The 3,921-nt window shown below is 74.5% G+C and carries 3 protein-coding genes and 1 riboswitch; all 3 genes read left to right on the top strand.

Going from position 1 to position 3,921, the window contains the following annotated elements:
* Positions 1-908 (top strand): transglutaminase domain-containing protein (locus tag EAO70_RS36420; RefSeq protein ID WP_222723518.1); only part of this gene is annotated, 908 nt, incomplete at its 5' end.
* Positions 905-2,398, top strand: a complete 1,494-nt coding sequence (locus EAO70_RS36415) for a class I adenylate-forming enzyme family protein (protein WP_222723517.1) — start codon at positions 905-907, stop codon at positions 2,396-2,398. The genes EAO70_RS36420 and EAO70_RS36415, both read left to right, overlap by 4 nt.
* A gap of 139 nt (positions 2,399-2,537) precedes the next feature.
* Positions 2,538-2,622: riboswitch (ZMP/ZTP riboswitch) on the top strand.
* 39 nt (positions 2,623-2,661) lie between these two features.
* A complete protein-coding gene (locus EAO70_RS36410) occupies positions 2,662-3,813 on the top strand; it encodes a phosphoribosylaminoimidazolecarboxamide formyltransferase (RefSeq protein ID WP_148007059.1) in 1,152 nt (383 codons plus the stop codon).
* The last annotated feature ends 108 nt before the right edge of the window (positions 3,814-3,921 follow it).

Raw genomic sequence — 3,921 nt, 5'->3', positions numbered from 1 at the left:
CGGAGCTCCCCACCCCGGCGCGGGTCCTCGCCCCGCTGCTCACCATCCCCGCGTCCCGTCGGCGTTTCCGGCTGCCGCTCCCCGCGCTGGAGAAGGAGTACGGGATGAGCACCCCGCTCGTCGACGAGTTGACCGGCCTCGGGCTCCCTCGACGGGAGACGCCCGACGGGCCGCTCTTCGACGAGAACGACATCGCCTCCCTCTCGCTCCACCTCCGACTCCCCTCCGCCCGGCGCGCCGTGATGGCCTTCTGGCTGCGCGCCCTGCGCCGGCTCACAGCGCCCGGCACGCCGCTCGCGCATCGCGTCGACGTCACCGTCGGCTGCCCGGAACCGGGGCACGAAGGCGCGTGCCGTTATAAGGTCGACCTCGGCGACGGCGGGGCCGGCGGTGTCTTCGAGACCGGGCCCGAGCCCCAGCGGGTGCTGGCCTCGCTGACCCTGGGCGGCACCGGAGGTCCGCGCGAACTGCCGCCTGCACTGGCTGAGTTGTGCGCCGAGTTCCGGGAGATCGACTATTACCTGCTGCCCGGCGACGCGGCCGCCGAGCCGGACCTCCTGGACCGCGCGGGCATCGCCGACTGCGTCCTGATGAGCCGCGTCCTGGTCGACGCCGCCCACGCGCGGGGCATCGAGGCGCGACTGTCCGGCGGCCTCCTCGTCGCCGTCCCCTTCTCCTCCACCCACACCTGGGCGGAGTGCCGGGTGGACGGAGTCTGGTACCCGGTGGACCCGCTGCTGCCGAAGGCGCTCCGGGCCTGGGGCGTGCCGGGGGCGGAGCTGTGGTCGCCGACGCTGGCCCCCGTCGGACTCTTCCACCGGCTCGGCGGGACACCCCTGCGGCCGGTCACCCACAACGGAACGCCCTGCGGCGCCTCGCTGCGCACTCGCGAGGAGGTGCCGGCGTGACCGCGACGCACCCGCGGGACACCGACGCCGTCCGCCTGCACGACCTCCTCTCCCACCGGGCCGCCGTCACGCCCTCGGCACCCGCCGTGACCGCCCCCGACGGGCGGCACGACTACGGCGAACTCCTCCGTGCCGCCCAGGCGGTGGCCGCCCTCCTGGCCCGGCACGGAGTGCGACCCGGCGACCGGGTCCTGCTGCACGGACCGAACTCGCTCGCGCTCGCCGCGGCGGTCTACGGCTGCTCGCGGGCCGGCGCGGTGCTCGTGCCGCTGCACCCGGGCATCCGGCGGCCCCAACTGGACCACGTCGTCCGGGACTGCGCCCCGGTCCTCGCCCTGGTGGCCCCGGACCAGGCCGCGTTGCACCAGGACTCCGGGGTGCCGGTCGTCCCCCTGGCCGTACCGGATCCCGGGACGGACGGCGACGACCTGCCGGAACCGCCGTACGACCCGGACCGGCCGGCCGCCCTCATCTACACCTCGGGGAGCACGGGCGCGCCCAAGGCCGTGGTGTCCCCGCACACGGCGATGCTGTTCGCCGTCCACGCCGTCGCCGCACGGCTCGGCTACCGCGCCGACGACACCGTGTTCTGCCCCCTGCCGTTCTCCTTCGACTACGGGCTCTACCAGGTCTTCCTCGCCACCCTGGCGGGGGCCTGTCTGGTCCTGCCGTCACCCGCCGACACCGGACCGCGCCTGCTGCGCGCGGTGGCCGACAGCGGCGCCACGGTCCTGCCCCTGATGCCGGCGATGGCCTCGGTCCTGGTGCGGCTCGCCGAACGGGCCGGTGGAGGGCCGGAGCGGGTGCGACTGGTGACCAGCACCGGCGCGGCCTTCCCCGAGCCGCTCGTCGAGGCGACGCTCGGAGCGCTGCCGGGCGCAGACATCGCCCTGATGTACGGGCTCACCGAGTGCAAGCGCGTGTCGATCCTGACGCCCGGGGAACGGGCGGACCGGCCCGGCTCGGTCGGTCGGCCGCTGACCGGGACCGGCTGCGTGATCGTGGACGACGCCGGCCGGGAGGTCCCGCCGCGGACCGAGGGGCAGATCGTGGTGCGCGGGCCGCATCTGATGGCCGGCTACTGGAACGCCCCCGAGGCGAGCGCCGCCCGGTTCCCGGTCCGCCCCGACGGCACGCCCGAGCTGTGGACCGGCGACTACGGATGGGTGGACACGGACGGCTACCTCCATGTGACGGGCCGCCGGGACGACCTGTACAAGCAGAACGGCTTCCGGGTCGGCGGCACCGAGGTCGAGCGGGCCGCGCTGGCCGTCCCCGGCGTCGCCCAGGCCGCCGTACTCCCCCCGTCGGACGCCCGGCCCGCCCGGCTCTTCCTGGTGACCGGGCTCGGGCTGCCGGAGTTCCTCGCGGGGCTCGGGGAGCGGCTGGAGCAGTACAAGGTGCCACCGCAGGTCCGGATCGTCCCGGACCTGCCACTGACCGCCCACGGCAAGGTGGACCGGGCACGGCTCGCCCGAGAGGACGGGTGAACGGAGACATGGGGAAGGGAGGACTGATGAACGCGCCTTCGAAACGTGGGTGAGGGTCGTCGTGCGGGTCGTCGTGCCGAACGGTGAACGACCGCTGTTCGAACACGCGTTGCCGGTCGTCCGCGGTCGCGGCTACGATCCCCCCGGTCGTGACTGGCGAGAGTGGAGCACCACAGGGAAGCGGCCTCTCACCGGATCCGACGTCGACCGCCTGGGCGTCCTCCCTCCAGCCTCCCCAGCACCCGAGGAGACCCGGCGTGGACATGCGTTACGGAACCAACCCCCAGCAGGCGACGGCCCGGGCCGTGCCCGTGGACCCGGAGCAGGTGCCGCTCCGGCTGCTCCAGGGCCGCCCCTCGTACATCAACCTCCTGGACGCGCTGAACTCCTGGCAGCTGGTGCGGGAGGCGGCGCGGACCCTGGGCCGGCCGGCCGCCGCGTCGTTCAAGCACGTCTCCCCCGCCGGTGCCGCCCTCGCGGGCCGGGTCGACGAGGCGACCGCTCGCCTGTACGGCGTGGACGCGGCCTCCGTGGGCGAGCTGACCAGCGCCTATCTGCGCGCCCGCGACGCCGACCCGAAGTCCTCGTACGGCGACTTCGTGGCGGTCTCGCACGAGGTGGACGTGGAGCTGGCCCAACTCCTCACCAAGGTGGTCTCGGACGGGATCGTGGCCCCGGGGTACGCCCCCGGAGCGCTGGAGATCCTGGCGGGGAAGAAGAAGGGCGCGTTCCTGGTGATGGAGGCCGATCCGGCGTTCGAGCCGCCGGAGGAGGAGTCCCGGGACGTCTTCGGCCTCCGCCTGGTGCAGGAGCGCGACCGGGTCGAGCTCTCCGGGGACCTCCTGGACGAGGTGCACGTGGGATCCCTCTCCGAGGAGACCCGGTCCGACCTGCTGCTGGGCCTGGCCGTGCTGCGCCACACCCAGTCCAACTCGGTCTGCTACGTGCGGGACGGGCAGACCCTGGGGATCGGAGCGGGCCAGCAGTCCCGGGTGGACTGCACCCGGCTCGCCGGCGGCAAGGTGGACACCTGGTGGCTGCGACGCCACCCGCTGGCGCAGGCGCTGGAGTTCCGGCCGGGCGTCCGCCGCCAGGACCGGGTGAACTGGCAGGTCCGCTTCGTCGAGGGCGATCTGACCGACGACGAGCGCGTCCGCTTCCGCGAGGCGGTCGAGGCGGAGCCGGGCACGCTGGACGCCGCCGAGCGGGCCGCCTGGCTCGCGAAGCTCACCGGGGTGTCCTTCGTGTCGGACGGCTCGCTGCCGTTCCGGGACAACGTCGACCACGCCCGCAGGCACGGGGTGACGAGCATCGCCGAGCCCGGTGGTTCGATCCGCTCCGGCGACGTCGAGGACGCCTGCCGCGAGTTCGGCATCGCCCTGGCCCGGACCGGCCTGCGCCTGTTCCACCACTGACCCCTGCCCCCCTGTTCGGCCCCGAGGCCGGAGCCCCGCGCACTCCCCGTGCGCGGGGCTCCGGCCTTTTCCCTGCCCATGCGGCGATACACCGGCCCCCTGTGCGGC

Origin of the sequence: Streptomyces sp. adm13(2018) (assembly GCF_008042145.1) — a bacterium.
Taxonomy (GTDB): Bacteria; Actinomycetota; Actinomycetes; order Streptomycetales; family Streptomycetaceae; genus Streptomyces.
This window is presented reverse-complemented; position numbering and strand designations above follow the sequence as displayed.